Origin of the sequence: Halococcus thailandensis JCM 13552 (assembly GCF_000336715.1) — an archaeon.
GTDB classification, from domain to species: Archaea; Halobacteriota; Halobacteria; order Halobacteriales; family Halococcaceae; genus Halococcus; species Halococcus thailandensis.
Genome location: NZ_AOMF01000103.1, coordinates 38,626 through 52,915, shown reverse-complemented (window position 1 = coordinate 52,915; position 14,290 = coordinate 38,626). Strand labels below are relative to the sequence as shown.

Below are 14,290 nucleotides of genomic sequence, written 5' to 3'. Positions count from 1 at the left end.
GATATAACGGAGAGAGGGATGCATTTGGGTTGAACTCGAGATCACTGCCGGTGATGAGCATACGATCTCGGTCGGGGTGTTCCCGGCGAAACACCCCTTTCTCCTGTGCCGTCAGAGGTTGTATCTCGCACCTGATCTCTATCGCTATCTCTTGCTCTCTTATCGATCTTCGTGATTCTTATTCTGCCAGCACCGCAGGGGGAGGCTGCCGGCAGCGAGCGTCCGTGAGTGTCGATCATGTGATGGGAGGCCACCCCTGTGACCTTCAAATCTGCACCCATGTGTCGGCCCTATTCGGCGTGACCGACTGCGCTAGCTGATGATGGCTCATAGACCAACATCTCCTCAATGCTCACATCGTACAGCATCGACCCACGAGGCATCCGGACAAGTCGATAGAGTACATATAGGTCACCGACTGCACTCGCTGTGTTGGCGACGAGTCCCACGAGCACGGCGGCCAGAAGCGTCTCGTCTACGAACGGGAGAATCACCACTCCAACCCCAGTAAGAGCGACCAGCGGGGCACCTGCGACGAGCACATTATCCCGACGCGAGATAAGTTGCCCGAACGAAGCCGTGTACACGCCTAGAACCGACCACGCGACACCATACGTAACGTGATAACCGAGCAGCCGCGCGACCGCCCCGTGGATCGCCTCATGGACAATAATAGTCACAAGAAGAGCAAGCACGAACACAAGGAATTCAGATGAATCAAACACGATAGCAACCTCACCGCCTCGGAGCCCCGCCGCGAGAGTGAGAAACCCACCAAGTGCGAGAACGAATAGAACGGCACCCCCAACCTGCAACCACAGAGCTGGATACTCGAAACGGTACGGTTGGTGGTAGCCTGATAGATCGGGACGGGACGACACGTCTCTCAATGTCGAACGACGCGGAGAAATGGATTTCGGTGAGGTCTCTGTCAGTAGTCACTAGTCTTATTCACACACCAAATGGAATACATAGCATGGCACTCGAACGGTTTCTGCTTATTGCTGTAAGCGGTTTGTTTATTGCAATTATCGGATATCTAATCAAGTACCGTGGAATGGTGCAACTAGTTGCTGGGTATGATCCTGATGAAGTAGTCAACGAAGCAGGACTTGGAAATTTCATCGGAACGCTGGCTATAGTCGTTGGTGCAGTGACAATTATGACAGGAATATTAGATTACCAAGATATTGGAGATGGAATACTCTGGTACGTCTTCGGCGTATTCGTCGTCGGGTCAGCAGGCGTGATGGTCGTCGGAGCGAACCGCTATACAGCCTAGAAATTCAAAGAAGGACTACAAAGCATCTAACCCCTGTCAGTAGACAGTTGGTTACTGACAGGGGGCACACCGGTGTGATCGGCGCAGCAACACATCTAATTTCGAGTGAAACCTGTCGTCAGTCAGAACCTGATTCTCTTGCCCGATGCTGTCTCCATCAAATTCTTCGATGCGATTATCAACTATGGTCGTATTTCGAGTTATGATGGATGACCGGTCTATTCGTGAGCTGAAGATGATGATCGGTGGTGGGGCGCTGATGTCTACAGGTGCTACTCTTTACACGATATCAGGGTGGCCCGCAACTGGTGGTTTCTTCGTACTGGCTATAGGGCTAATACTACTCGTGAGTGGGGCTTCCGGTTACTAGATTCAGTACCCCTTGTTGACGGGGGTGGTCTATGTTAAATAGTGAAGTATTACGGATAATCTGTCAGAAACCAAGTGGCCGATCACAGGGCGATAGACCAGTTATTCATTTCAATTGCCGATTCTAAGAGAGTGTATGGGTCAGCAATACAATGAATCTCGTCGCAGGTTGTTACTAACTACTGGAGCAATGCTGATCGCTGCGGGAGCAACAGGTATCGGTATAATTCAGGGCAGAGATAATCACTGGTCTATCGTTGCCCTCGTAGCATTTCTGCTGGTAGCGGGGATGAGTATGTATCAGCTCTATCGTCGAGAATAAATCCATTTGCGGGCTGACTCTGTGAGATCACAGAGATGTGCCGCGCCGACTATATTCGAGTGCTATCCCGCAACGAAAGGAGTGGCTATTGACTCGATGGAAATCCTGCTATCCCATGAGAGTGTGAGGCAAGTATGGGACGCAAGAGACCGACCATCCCCTGTCAGCGCTTCAAAGCGCGTGCTATTGACTGGTCCGAGTGCGAAGGAACCCGAGAACTGGGCGCTACAGCCCGGGTGCCGCGCGGCGCGGCACCCGGGAAAGCCCGTATAGGTGATTCTCTGCCTCACGCACCGGCGTCCCGGAGTGATAACAAATGTACCTTGGAATAGACATCCACAAACAGTACGCTCAAGTCGCTGTAATGGACGAAAACGGTGAGATTGACCGAGAGGTTCGCGTCGAGAACGCGAACCTCGACGAGATCGCCCAAGAGTACGCTGGGTCGGAAGCTGCGATCGAAGCAACTGGCAATTACTACCACATCCATGATACTCTCTCGGAGTATCTGGATGTGGTCGTTGCCAACCCATCGGAGCTGAATCTCATCGCTAACGCGGATACGAAGACTGATCGCGTTGATGCGAAGGAGCTCGCTCGACTGGTTCGATTAGGATCTGTTCCAGAGAGCTACGTTCCGTCCGAAGAGATCAGGGAGTGCCGCGCACTCGTGCGCGGCCGACACAAGCTAGTCGAGAACCGCAAAGACTACGCGAACAAGATCCACAGCCTGCTCACCGAACACGGCATCACGCAGAAAGTGAAGCCGTTGAGCGTGAGTGGTCGTGAGTTCCTTGAGGAACTCACTCTCCCAGCCCCATGGGACACACTGCTTGAGACGTATCTCGAAATGATCGGGACGTTCACCGATCAGATCGAACGTCTTGAGGTTGCGATTGAAGATCGAGCTGCGTCTCGCGAAGAGACGCAGCTCTTGATGACGATCCCAGGAGTGAGCTACTACTCAGCACTGCTGATCCACGCCGAGGTCGGTGAGATCGATCGGTTTGACGAAGACAAACAGGTAGTGAGTTACGCCGGACTGAACCCAGTGATCCGCGAGTCTGGCGACTCGCGGTTCGAAGGTGGAATCTCGAAGAAGGGGTCGGAGAAGTTGCGGTGGATTCTCGTCCAGTGTTCGCGCGTAGCAGTTCACAGAAGCGAAGACGAGTACCTGAGTCGGTTCTATCAGCGGCTAAAGAACCGAAAGAGCGGAAAGGAAGCAATCGTCGCAACGGCCCGGAAACTGTTAGTCTCGATATTTCACATGCTCGACCGGAAGGAGGTGTATGATCCACCAGGTGTGAGTGCGTGAGGGACGCCTGAGCGGCGTCCCTCACTGAGCGGGCATATACGGTCGGTGAGCGGCTGGTAACTTTCCAAAGGCCACAAACAGCACCACACAGCACCGACCGCATGAGGATAGACCGCAACGCCCTCCGGTGGTTCTCGTCATCAAGCCGTATCGGCAGCAAATCACCCTAAAATCTATATCGATAGCGGTGGTTTACTCAGCCAGCAGGATTTCCATAGGTGACAGGGAGACGATTTAGCGTAATGGTGAATGACATATCCTAAAACTGTGTGGCTGCCTCCTACTTGTTGATGGATCAGGTTGAGAACTTAGTTGTCAATGTATCCCTATTTGCCCGAAAGATCTCCTCAATGATCATGCCGATACCACAGAGTAGCAAAAACCAGAAGAACAATCCACCAGTGCTTGTGAAAAGTTGGTAGCTACTTGCTGCTATCATCACGATCCCTGCTGCTACTGGTTTATATCTGAGTTCTCTGATCCGCGAGTTGATGGGCATATTCGAAGTTCTGTTTGGTAGGAATATATTGTTTCCCCATAGATGAACACGATCCCCACCACGGCTCTTCACGGCCCCCGTGAGCCGTGAATAGGAGCAGAGAACCGTTGCAGTCATAGGATTGGGCTTGTTGGCCCTCAGTCAGCTGTGACAATTGTGTTACTTTGATGACTCTCACTCGATTGTGCTATTTCTATTCCAACCCCAGCAGCCGCCAAGCCGGTGCCCATAACCAGTATTCCAAGATCGATTCTCAGGTTCTCTGGGATCGGCAGTCCGGCGTGTATTCCCAAAAAAAGCAACACCGACCGTAAGTACCACTAACAAAACGCTCCAGACATCTCCTGCGTCTTTCAACGTACGACGGTTGCGAATCGTGAGCCATACAGCGATTGCCCAGCTAGCGCCGACAAAAATTGTCAGTAGAAGATCCCGCACCACCGTCTAAATACAAGGCCGAGGCGAACAGAATTCCTACCACGACGCCGGCTACACGACCCATCTTGGTGCTCATAACACCCAGTTCGTCGGGCCAACTGTATCCTTCTTGTCCCTCTCACCACTCTGTCAATAGCCACTCTCCTCTTGACAGGTTTGATTCACGCTTATCCTACCATCCTTGAAAATCAGTCCTCTGGCCTCACCACCAAGGCAGCCCTTCCACCGAACAGTTATATTTACGAAAATAGAACAATCAGATTCATGATCCCAAAGTGGCTCGTTACTGGAATACTCGCGTTCGCCACTTCTGCAGCTATCGGTATCGTACTTGTCGGACTATCTGAGCAGCGGACGCTAAAGCAGGCTCTTCTACTGGCTTTAGCTGTTAGTTCTGGACTGGTAATTGGGAACATCATGTAGATCAATACACCCTGTAAACAGGCTACGCTCCTTATATAGTAATTCGGTGGCAAATTGCGGAGTGCCTACTGACAGGGCTGATTTCAGGCTGGGTACTGTTGGTTGCGACTATTGAACCGGCTTAGAAGCCGAAGAGCGGGTACTGCAGTGAGAATAATTGTGTTTCCAACGACAAAACTTGCAAGGGGGACGATCGGTGGTGTGAACGTCCATATAGTGCCCAAGGTAGTGAGTGCGGCTACGCTGATGGCGATAATCCGTCCGCCAACACCGATCCTTGAAAACCAGTTATCGACTCTGTGTCCTATCGAGGTCCGCGAACCTGCATGGGCGAACAGTATTCCTAACATCCCGATAGGCGGTGGCGCAGAATGGTTCTCATAGGGTGATGGTTGGACTAGCGATGTCATTATCCCGTTCGTGATTTGTGAGTGCAACCGCGAGCCNCGGCCTCGGACCCGCGGGGTCCCGAGGCCGAGATCCTTACAGACACCAATCGCTGTCTCGATCCGTGACCGCTTCCGATAGGCCTCATCCAACCGCTCTTCAGTAACCGCAATCGTATCCTCAACACGATATTCGATATCGAGCGGATCAGTAGCGTTGCGTTGGTTATACGGGACAACCGGCACGACCCCCTGCTCCAGCAGGCGGTCGTGCCAGTCGAGCATATCGAATTCCGCATCACCTAGCGTCCAGATCGGTTTCTTGACGGCGAGCGCGTCACTGGTGACGCGCATCGCCGTCTCCTGATCGACCTTCTTCGCGGGTGTAAACGTGGCTGCAACCGGAATATTATCAGCAGCAGTCACCAGACAGCAGCCGTACCCGTAGTAGAAGTCATCTTCAGCATGATCGTAGTTCCNGCAGTCACCAGACAGCAGCCGTACCCGTAGTAGAAGTCATCTTCAGCATGATCGTAGTTCCACTCAGCCTCATCATCCTGCTGGTCGACAGGGATGTCGGTGCCATCGATTCGATAGAGCTTGCCGAGCGGTACCTGCTCGGCAAGCTCGTGAACCAGCGTGATGAACACGTCCTCAGCAACGAAAGCGAAATCAGTGATGAACCGCTCAAGCGTCCGCCGTCCCGGCGGACGCGTGAATCCACACTGTCGCCAGACGTCCTCGTTGTGGAGTTCTTGGGCCATTGGACGCGGTCCGTAGATATCGTGGTAGAAGCAGTGAAGGAACCCTTTCAGAAGTTCCGGTGGCTGGTGAACCCGTGTTCGCCCCCTCGGATCGGGGGCGAACACGGAATAGTCAACGAGAAACGAGAAGTCAAGATGTTCGAAAAGTGCTGCTGTCTCGGTCTCCAATGCTTTGAAGACCTGTTCGACCGTCGCGTTACCCGGTAGGACGGACTTGGTCGTAGACACATCAAGTCCATCCTACCGCATTCCTTGTGAGGACTTCTGCGCCACCGCCATCCCGATACCAAACCATACCAACGAGACATCTCGATTTTCAGCCATTTGTAGGGCCGGACTGATCATAATGAGGAATCCTAAAGCGATTTCGTAGAGCAGACGTTTGTTGCTCGCCTCAGAAGCGGGCGCGCTCCAGTCAACCATAGTTCACCTACGATGCTCGATCCATATATGAGCCAGGACCGACCGACAGCCATGCGAACGGCCTGCTCTAGTGGTGACTGACCGCACTCACTTCACCGCGCTGCCTCACGGCCCGAGGAAGCTCAAGGGCTGGCGGGATGAGTACGATCGAGATTCTTGTGGAAACTATCTCACACGCAATACTTGGTTGCGCGTCGAGAAGAGAGCTATCCTGATTTCACCATCCGTGTTCGGTTAAGCTGAGAAACCGAGAGACTGCGCCCTATTGGCGAAGTTATCGTTGTAGGCCGCATGGGGAGAGATTGTGCTATCCGAACTCTCCCCGGACCTCATTCGACGGCGGCTAACTTCTCTCTTTCCAGCAGCGCTTATCGAAGACATCGCGCGCGAGCGCGATGTCGTCCAGCGCGAACGGACGATCGACATTACGATGCTCGTCTGGACGCTTATCGTGGGCTTCGCCGTCGACGGCGAAGCCCGCACTATCGCCGGGTTTCAGCGCGCCTACTCCGCCGCCACCAACCAGACTGTTGCTCGCTCCAGCTTCTACGATCGGTTCACACCAGCACTCGCTGCATTGTTGAGCGACCTCCTCGAGCACGCTCTCGAGGAGGTCGCGGTTCCCCACACGATCGCTCCACAGTTCGAGTTGTTTCGTGAGGTATTGATCGCCGATGCAACCGTTTTCAGGTTGCATCGGCTCCTGAGCGAGTTTCCAGCGACTCACTCAGATCAGTCTGGCGCGAAGCTGCATCTCGTTCATAACGCCACGACTCAGACACTCGAACAGTTCCGGCTCACCGACGAATGTACACACGAAAGCAGCCAGCTCCGCACCGGGAGCTGGCTGCGTGGCCGGTTGTTGCTGTTCGATCTCGGGTTCTACAGTTTCCGCCGGTTCGCGTTGATCGAGGAGAACAGCGGCTTCTTTCTGACACGGCTGAAATCGAACGCAAACCCGCTGATTGTCGGGAAGCGACGGAAATGGCGCGGACGCGCCATTTCCTTATCAAGACGTCGTCTCCAAGACGTTCTGGGCGATCTCACACGGGAGATTATCGACGTGACCGTGGAGATCGAGTTCAAACGACGGAGATACGCGGGAAAGCAATCGACCGACACGATAGAATTTCGCGTCGTCGGTGTCCGCAACGAGGACACCGACGACTACCACCTGTACGTCACGAACCTGCCGGATGCGTTCACTCCTCGGCAGGTCGCGGCGCTGTACGGGTTGCGGTGGGAGGTAGAGTTGCTGTTCCGGGAGTTGAAATCGCTGTACGGGCTGGAGAAGTTCCAGACGAGCGATCCAGCGATCGTTGAGCTCCTTGTGGTGGCGGCTCTGCTGACGCTGACAGTCAGCAGAGCCTTGCTCGGTGTGTTTCAGGAGCTGTTCCCAGAGACGGTGTTCCCCCGTGAGCGCTGGGCGAAGACCTTCCGGTCTGTCGCCCAGCTCATCCTCGAAGATCTGGCCCAATCGCTCGGGTATCCGCCACCGAACTTGACGGAGTTGATGTATCGTGATGCCCGTCAACCAGAGAAATCACGCCTCTTACTGAACGAACGCGTGGCTGAAGCCTTCACGAGGCCGTCTAATACTTAACCGAACACCGATGCTGATTTCACACATTAGATCTCGCTATTGATCGCGAGCGATGTGCAAGATACGCGCCCTGTATCTTGCACGGTGGTTTCAACAAGACAACGAGCTGTGATGCGAAAGTTATGAAAATTGGCGGCAAATCCCAGTCATTTCGGTGGAGTATGTGCTCCGCTGATTTCGAGGAGATCTCGATATCGATTTCGTATCGTTACCTTGGAAATATTCGCGGCTTCGCCGATTTCCTTCTGAGTGAGGTTGTTGTTCGTGATGAGACTCCCGGCATACAGTGCCGCAGCGGCGAGACCAACCGGACTTTTCCCACTCGGATATCCAGCATCGATTGCCTCTTCGAGGATGTCACGGGCTGCCCGCTCTACCTCTTCAGGAGCACCCAACTTGGAAGCAAATCGCGGAACGTAGTCTGTCGGATCCGATGGCGGAATGGTGAGATTCAGTTCGCGACTAACGTAGCGGTAGGTCCGCATGATCGCTACCGTTTCGACGCGCGAGACATTGCCGATCTCGTCGAGAGAGCGGGGGATACTGGCTTGGCGCGTAGCGGCATAGAGCGCTGCAGAGGCAACCCCTTCGACTGATCGACCGGGCAAGAGATTTTCTTCGAGTGCCCGTCGATAGATGACACCAGCTGTCTCGCGAACTGACTCGGGCACGCCGAGTGCACTTGCCATCCGGCTGATCTCTCCAAGTGCGTGTTTGAGGTTGCGATCACGTGCATCCTCGGTGCGGAATCGCTCGTTCCAGGTCCGCAACCGATTCATCTGTCGCTTCTTCCGGTTCGATAGGGAATTGCCGTAGGCGTCTCTGTCAGCCCAGCCAATATTGGTGCTGAGTCCTTTGTCATGCATCATCTCCGTTGTTGGCGCACCGACGCGAGATTTCTGCTCACGCTCTTTGGCGGAGAAAGCAGACCACTCGGCACCGTGATCGATCTCGTCTTCGTCGACGACGAGCCCACACTCAGCGCAGGCGGTCTCGCCATGACTGGCGTCAGAACGAAGTGGCCCGCCACACTCGGGGCACGTTTCGTGCTCGACCGCATTTTTTGAGTCAGTTTCGGCTTCTGTCTCGGAACTGGTTTTAGATGATTCAACGCTCTCGGTACGGAACCGTTCGGGGTTGGTACGTGGCATGGATATCACGAGGAGGGCGGCAGTTTCGGGGACTGCCGGAAGCCTTCTCACCCCTTTCAGGAAGAAAAATGGTCGTGAGTGGCGATCACCCCACTATCGATATGTAAAGAGGGTTTCTGAAGGTGCTCACCGACGAAAACGAGGGTTCTACGGTCGATAGGAGGTGAGGAATTCGTTGCGTGGCATCAATCCCATCCTCCGGCAATTGATCGATATTCATGTACAATAAATGATTCGGTTGTAGGTTGTCTAAACCCAGCGGCAGGGGAAATGAAGTCTGTAGTCGTACGCTGAAAGGGTATCGTAATCGCTCAGAAGGCATCGACGAGCGAGAGGCCGAGACCATCGAACTGCTGAACCCACTCCAAATCTTTCGTAGTCGCAGTTGTTCGGTAGTCGACCTGCTCGGTGACGATTTCGAGAAATTGCCGCTCGGGAACGGTTTCGTGGTCATGCTCGACCGCCCAGCGCGAGTAAGCGAGGTAGAGATCCCCGCGAAGAATGCTTCCGTCGTTATTTTCAACGACGAAAAATTCTGCGAACGTCTCAGCCGCTTTCGCAGCACTATCAGCTGAAGATTCGTCCGATTGCGTCCAGTGTTTCATATTGGATAGTCGGTGTGGAAGATTGTAGTATTGCTGGCTTTTCGGGTTGTAGGCACAGACCGGCACGGGGAGAGAAAAGCTCCCTCGTGCCGGCAGGACCACGGCGAGAGTGCGGCAGCTGTGTGCTCGCTGGTGCCCCATCGGCTGGGCCAGAACCGACACAACACCGAAGCGAGCCAGTTCTCTCCCCGCAAACAAATCGTAGTTGTCTCTACTCCGTTTGCCTTTCGGAGTGTCCGAAACACATCTCAGAAACATCTTTGGTGCAGTAGAATAAAGGTCGAAACAAGGAGATAGAAATCGAATGCATCGAAGTGGACACTGGGGGCTTGCTCTGTTGTGCTACTCGCCAATTGTGTTCTGGGCACTCTCAAAAGATATCGCCTCGCTACCGCTCGTCGTAGCCGGAGGAGTGGTGACTTCGAGCCTCTGCATGCTACCGGATGCCGACCAGTGGTTACCGATCGTTTCCCATCGCGGTGCCACCCATACGGTCTGGTTCACGCTGCTGGTTGGTGGTCTCCTCGGCGGTGGTGCCTTTATGCTGGTGCAGGGGGCCGGTCAGACGATGCTTAATGAGTGGATCAGCAGTCAGACACTGTTCGGTCAGCCGCTGGCGGTCGCAGTCGGATGGTTTTTCGGTGTGACTGGTGCGCTGGTGATCGTCTCACACCTGTTGGGCGACTGGCTCACGAAGATGGGTATTCAGCCGTGGGCACCGCTCTGGAGCCACAAACATTGCCTTGGACTCATCTATGCGGATAACATGATTGCCAATGGTCTGTTCAATGCACTCGGTGCAATCGCGATCGTTGCTTCGTTCGTCCTCGGTACCGATCTACTTCAGTACGTGTAGAAAACTTCTGAGCGAAGAGCTCTCTTAACCCTGCTGCCACTGTACCCACGGTGATTCCTTGTCAGGCGACCAAGTAATCGTAGCATTGCTTGGCGTAACGCCTGATGGCACCTTGTAGAAGATATAGCCACTCTTCGAGGTACCTTTGGAACCTGAAACTGAGCGGGGGAAATGGTTGGCCTGGACTGGACCGCTGAACTTGTCGGCGTAGTCGGACGAGGGATCGTATGAGGAACCATCGCTCATGAGCACGAGATCATGACGGTAGACCACGCCAGCATCCTGCTCGACGGTATTCACATCAACGCGCGCAAAGAGGTACTGCTGGCCTTGTTCGGGTGTCTCAGGCTCGTCACTACTGGCCCGTGTGTAGGAACTAGCTGTCTGAACGTCGCTGATCGTGATCTCACGACCAACTGGTGCACTGTAGGTCTTGCCGAAGTTCAGTTTCGCTGTCTCGAAAGTGACGCTAGTTGTTTTGTCGAACGGCCGGATACGCAACTTCACTTCACCGAGTTGCGGATCCGAGGGATAACCGAGCTTCTGCTTGAACGTGTTACTCTTGCCCGGTTTGATCTTCGCTTTCTGCTTGTTGTAGCTGGTCCATTCGTTGTCGTCCGGTCCCTTGAACTGAGTGATACCGCGGTAGGTGCCGGGAGCACTGCCGATATTGGTCACACTGATTTCGTAGGATCCTCCTTTACCGAGCTGGACTGATCCCGGTGCGCGGATTGCATTGAGCTTGAACTCCGGCAGTGAGCGCTGCTGGCCGTTTTTCGGTGGGAACGGCCAGATGGTCTCCGGTGGGGTATTCTTCGAATCGGCCTGATAACCGATCTCGACCGTTCCGGTGGCAGCCGATCGTGGCAGTTGAGCGAGCAGCCAGCCACTCTTGCTTTCGCCGGAGTTCAGCTGTGCGTTCATCATCGGGTTGCCGTTGAGCCCCTCTATGCGGTTGAGGTTCCCGCCATCAGGCAGATCCGTATAGAAGGAGCCTTTCGGCAGCATGAGCGTTGCCGTTGGACTGGAATTGCTTGCGTACAGACCTTTGTTTCCGCCACCAATGGAGAAAGTAGCCTGATTGGTACCGACGTTTTCGAGCGAGATACGAATCGCACAGAGGACCTTCTTGCTGCCTGCTGAGATGAGCCCGGTTCCAGTCTTATTAGAGTTGAAGCCACCCATATCGATCGTATAGAACATCGATGGCGTCAGGCGGATGCTGTCGACGCTCAGCTTCAGGTTGTTGACTGTGAGGCTCTTGCCGGGCTGCTTTTCAACCGGGTTGACCTGAATTTGGTGGGTTGTATTCGTACCCTTGACTGCGAGCGTGTAGTTGTCGACGCTGGAGATGTTGAGCGGGCCGACGCTTGTGTTGGCAGTCGCACCAGGCTGGACGCCCTCGATCGTGACTGACTTGTTGAACGACTCGGAGCCTTCGGCGACAGTCAGAGTGTCGCTGTAGGTACCGTTTTCACCACCTGTGTTCGCAACTGAGACTGGGATCGAGAACTCCTCACCAGCCGTGACGTTTGTCGGTCCCTGAACTGTGACGTTCGAGAACTGTGCGGGACCACTCTGTGTGGTTTCGGGTTCGTTGGCACCCGCTTCGGTTGAATTGTTTCCGCTACCGGAGCTGTTGTTGTCTCCGCTGTTGCTGCTACAGCCCGCAAAGAGGGCTGCAGCGCCGAGGCCACCTGCTCTGAGAAACATTCGGCGCTCCATAGGTTGATACATCCTTCACGACTACTAAGAGGAATAAAAGTGTGTGGTATTTCATCTGAACATAGCAGAAAATTCTCCTGCCATATTCTGTTGATCTCTCTTGGCGAAAAGATTAGGCTAAGATGTCGACGTGGCTGTTTTCCCAGTCACGGCGAGCTTGGAGTTCGCGACGGCCACGCTCGCTGATTGTGTATGAGTTTGTCCGGTTGTCGATCTCACCCTTTTCGACGAGCCCCATCTCAATGAGACTTTCCAGGTTTGGATACAGCCGTCCGTGGTTGATATTCCCGGAGTAGTCTTGCTCAAGTTCCTCTTTAATCAAAAGGCCATGTGGTGGCTGTTCATCTTCTAGGCTGGTGATCACGTACAATAGATCCCGCTGGAATGAGGTTAGATCATCCATCATGGGCAGTTGATGAGTCTATCTACCAGCATAATGAATTTTCCGACTTTCCGCTACTTTTCACTATTCGGTGCGAAGACGAATTATTCGAAGAACGGCTTAGAGGTCGCGAGGCTGGACGGTCTTGCGATCGTTGTCCTCTGCACGCTGAGCAGCGTCTTCAAGCACCTCCTGGATCTCCTCGTCGAGGGCGTCGTAGAAATCTGACGAGACATTCATCGGGCTGAGACTGTCCTTTACCGCTGATTTGACGAGTAGGTCTGCCATCACTGCTTCCAATAACGCATCCCACTTATAACCGATGGCTGTAGAAGCCCTCTCGTGATGAATTTCTTTTTGCTAAGTGGAGAAAATACCGATGAGAGCTACTGGATCACGCGGAGGGCTTGGTCGAAAAGATACCTTCCCTGTTCGATCAGAAATTGGCCGGCTTCCCCAGCCGGCAATCCAGCTCCACCATAAGATAGCAAAACGACAAGGATTGCACCAGGAATGCCGGCGAGAGCAGTCACAATGAGCGTGACTGGTGTGAGTGATACTCCAAACCCGAACCAACTGGCGACGAAAAGCGCGAGAACGCCACCGACAGCATTTATTGCGAGTGCTTTGATCGAACTTAGTAGTCGGCGTGCGAAGAGTAATCCGATAACTGCAAGCAGAAGAATTCCGAGCTCCGGTGTTGTGACCATGCCTGCTGCTTTTTCTCGTCGAAATGAAAATGTTATGAACGTGAATTGGTGGGTTGAAATCCTGCTATCGGGAGGATGTTAATCTGATGAGTTTTCGAGTTCGTCGCGAACGGCATAGGGGAGTTCGTCGGCGTCGAACTTGTGTAGTCGTTCGGCCAGTAGCAGACGTTGTCGTGGGCGACCAACTTCAATCGGGACTTTCTCGGTTTCAAGGAAATCATGCTCCTCGAGCTTGCTTTTCAGTCGTGAGAAGGTCGCTCGACTTGCGAGGCTTATTCGATCACCCCAATTTGAGAGGTCATAGAGAAGCTCCGTTTGACGCGCTCCTGAGAGGAGGGCCAATCCTACTTCGTTGAGAAGATTATCGCCATCTTGGGTCTCACCTCGTCCACTGCGAGTTGAACCGATTTCTTCAAGCATTGTCTGATAGTCGCTTTGCATATCATCGCTGAGTTGTTCGGCGAGTGTTTCATACACTCGCGATCGTGGAGGAGTGCGAAGGTTGAACTCAGTATGCTTTTCCCATGCATTACTACAGTGCTGTTGGATCGCTTCAACGTACTCAGAGTCGGTTTCTGGCGTAACCGTTTGCCCGTCGCCGGCTATGAGTGGGATGGCTGAATCGTCCGTTACTAGTAGGGTATTCTCGATGTCGTCTTCAGTATCGCGCAGTACAAGTGTATCTGAGGCGGTGAGATCAGCTGCCAGACTGGCTACATGGAAATCTCGGCGCATCCATTTCAGGACACTACCGTTCGTGAGAAAGCGAACTGCTGGTGGGTCATCAAACATATCGAGTGCGTTGATGAACGCTTCCGTCGACTGTTCTCTCAACCCGCCAACGAAGATGTTGCTCGAGGAGTCAATGTCCGAAAGGAGAGTGCGGTAGCTGGCGGCGGCTGTCGGAGAGCCAAGAAGTGTCATGGGTCAATTTTAACTTCGGAAACTCAGCTATATATTTGTTTTCCTTACGAGAGAAATATGGTGTCATCCGATAAAGAAATACAGCTAGCGCTGGCTAAGTGCGTCCAAGTACC

At 53.6% G+C, this 14,290-nt stretch carries 14 protein-coding genes and 1 pseudogene; 4 read left to right on the top strand and 11 right to left on the bottom strand.

Translation table 11 applies throughout. The features are described 5' to 3' along the window. Window positions 1-290 precede the first annotated feature (290 nt). Complete coding sequence (locus C451_RS04860; RefSeq protein ID WP_241431190.1) at window positions 291-725, bottom strand: DUF3267 domain-containing protein; 435 nt, start codon at window positions 723-725, stop codon at window positions 291-293. 251 nt (window positions 726-976) lie between these two features. Here C451_RS04860 and C451_RS04855 point away from each other — a divergent pair, with 251 nt between their 5' ends. Beyond that, window positions 977-1,282 (top strand): DUF3784 domain-containing protein, encoded by a 306-nt coding sequence (locus C451_RS04855; RefSeq protein WP_007738341.1) that lies wholly within the window; start codon window positions 977-979, stop codon window positions 1,280-1,282. 1,007 nt (window positions 1,283-2,289) lie between these two features. Then, window positions 2,290-3,288 (top strand): IS110 family transposase, encoded by a 999-nt coding sequence (locus C451_RS04850; protein ID WP_049912954.1) that lies wholly within the window; start codon window positions 2,290-2,292, stop codon window positions 3,286-3,288. Window positions 3,289-3,583: 295 nt separating this feature from the next. Here C451_RS04850 and C451_RS21860 read toward each other — a convergent pair whose 3' ends face one another. From C451_RS21860 to C451_RS04835, 3 genes and pseudogenes are all read right to left on the bottom strand, one after another. Beyond that, complete coding sequence (locus tag C451_RS21860) at window positions 3,584-3,904, bottom strand: hypothetical protein (RefSeq protein WP_152420414.1); 321 nt, start codon at window positions 3,902-3,904, stop codon at window positions 3,584-3,586. A gap of 1,122 nt (window positions 3,905-5,026) precedes the next feature. Then, window positions 5,027-6,026 (bottom strand): annotated as a pseudogene (locus tag C451_RS23640) (transposase). Window positions 6,027-6,038: 12 nt separating this feature from the next. Continuing rightward, window positions 6,039-6,221: a hypothetical protein gene (locus C451_RS04835; protein WP_007738331.1), complete on the bottom strand. Its 183-nt coding sequence runs from the start codon at window positions 6,219-6,221 to the stop codon at window positions 6,039-6,041. Window positions 6,222-6,525: 304 nt separating this feature from the next. Between C451_RS04835 and C451_RS04830 the strand changes: the two genes are divergently transcribed. Next, window positions 6,526-7,824 carry an IS4 family transposase gene (locus tag C451_RS04830; RefSeq protein ID WP_007738329.1) on the top strand — a complete coding sequence of 433 codons (1,299 nt, stop codon included), beginning with the start codon at window positions 6,526-6,528 and terminating at the stop codon, window positions 7,822-7,824. A 146-nt stretch (window positions 7,825-7,970) separates the two neighbouring features. On the opposite strand, the gene C451_RS04825 is transcribed toward C451_RS04830, so the two are convergent. After that, complete coding sequence (locus tag C451_RS04825; protein ID WP_049912949.1) at window positions 7,971-8,975, bottom strand: transcription initiation factor IIB; 1,005 nt, start codon at window positions 8,973-8,975, stop codon at window positions 7,971-7,973. Window positions 8,976-9,286: 311 nt separating this feature from the next. After that, a complete protein-coding gene (locus tag C451_RS23635) occupies window positions 9,287-9,778 on the bottom strand; it encodes a hypothetical protein (protein WP_241431189.1) in 492 nt (163 codons plus the stop codon). 106 nt (window positions 9,779-9,884) lie between these two features. On the opposite strand from C451_RS23635, the gene C451_RS04815 reads away from it, so the two are divergent. Next, window positions 9,885-10,436: a metal-dependent hydrolase gene (locus C451_RS04815; protein ID WP_007738313.1), complete on the top strand. Its 552-nt coding sequence runs from the start codon at window positions 9,885-9,887 to the stop codon at window positions 10,434-10,436. 24 nt (window positions 10,437-10,460) lie between these two features. Here C451_RS04815 and C451_RS04810 read toward each other — a convergent pair whose 3' ends face one another. The 5 genes from C451_RS04810 to C451_RS04790 all read right to left on the bottom strand — a co-directional run bounded on the left by C451_RS04810 (window position 10,461) and on the right by C451_RS04790 (window position 14,177). Beyond that, window positions 10,461-12,161, bottom strand: a complete 1,701-nt coding sequence (locus C451_RS04810; protein ID WP_007738312.1) for a COG1470 family protein — start codon at window positions 12,159-12,161, stop codon at window positions 10,461-10,463. Between the two features lie 112 nt (window positions 12,162-12,273). After that, on the bottom strand, window positions 12,274-12,564 hold the full coding sequence (locus C451_RS04805) for a PadR family transcriptional regulator (protein ID WP_049912959.1): 291 nt from the start codon (window positions 12,562-12,564) through the stop codon (window positions 12,274-12,276). A gap of 99 nt (window positions 12,565-12,663) precedes the next feature. Continuing rightward, window positions 12,664-12,831 (bottom strand): hypothetical protein, encoded by a 168-nt coding sequence (locus C451_RS04800; protein WP_007738310.1) that lies wholly within the window; start codon window positions 12,829-12,831, stop codon window positions 12,664-12,666. A 98-nt stretch (window positions 12,832-12,929) separates the two neighbouring features. Then, on the bottom strand, window positions 12,930-13,253 hold the full coding sequence (locus C451_RS04795; protein ID WP_007738309.1) for a pro-sigmaK processing inhibitor BofA family protein: 324 nt from the start codon (window positions 13,251-13,253) through the stop codon (window positions 12,930-12,932). A 78-nt stretch (window positions 13,254-13,331) separates the two neighbouring features. After that, on the bottom strand, window positions 13,332-14,177 hold the full coding sequence (locus C451_RS04790; RefSeq protein WP_007738308.1) for a transcriptional regulator TbsP domain-containing protein: 846 nt from the start codon (window positions 14,175-14,177) through the stop codon (window positions 13,332-13,334). Window positions 14,178-14,290 lie beyond the last annotated feature (113 nt).